This window comes from Rhizobium sp. CBN3 (assembly GCF_030518245.1).
Classification (GTDB): Bacteria; Pseudomonadota; Alphaproteobacteria; order Rhizobiales; family Rhizobiaceae; genus Rhizobium; species Rhizobium aethiopicum_A.
On sequence record NZ_JAULSE010000095.1, the window covers coordinates 1 to 547 of the forward strand.

A 547-nucleotide genomic window follows, 5' to 3' on the forward strand; every position below is an offset into this window, starting at 1 on the left:
GATCTCGCCCGCGGTGATCGTCTCCAGCCCGGCAATGGTGTTGAGCAGGGTCGACTTGCCGCAGCCGGACGGGCCGACCAGCACGAGGAAGCCGCCCTTTTCGAGTTCGAGATCGATCCCCTTGAGGATGTCGACGGCGCCGAAGCGCTTTCTGAGACCGGAGATTTCCAGGAAGGCCATGACTTACCCTTTGACTGCGCCCGCCATCAGGCCGCGCACGAAGTAGCGGCCGGCGAGGATATAGACGATGAGCGTCGGCACGGCCGCGATCATCGCCGCCGCCATGTTGACATTGTATTCGACCACCCCGGTCGAGGTGTTGACGACGTTGTTGAGCGCCACCGTCATCGGCATGGAGTCACCGGTGCCGGCATAGGCCGAGGCAAACAGGAAGTCGTTCCAGATGTTGGTGAACTGGTAGATCACGGTGACGACAATGATCGGCAGCGAGTTCGGCAGCATGATGCGGCGGAAGATCTGGAAGAAGCTCGCGCCATCGACCTGGGCGGCTCTGACCAGTTCGGTCGGAAAGGCCTCGTAGAAATTG

Annotated in this window: 2 protein-coding genes; both read right to left on the reverse strand. The window is 61.4% G+C overall.

Going from position 1 to position 547, the window contains the following annotated elements; translation table 11 throughout:
- On the reverse strand, positions 1-180 hold a 180-nt coding region (locus QWJ46_RS31100), incomplete at its 3' end, for an ATP-binding cassette domain-containing protein (protein ID WP_302756382.1).
- Positions 181-183: 3 nt separating this feature from the next.
- A partial coding sequence (locus tag QWJ46_RS31105; RefSeq protein ID WP_302756384.1) for a carbohydrate ABC transporter permease occupies positions 184-547 on the reverse strand: 364 nt, incomplete at its 5' end.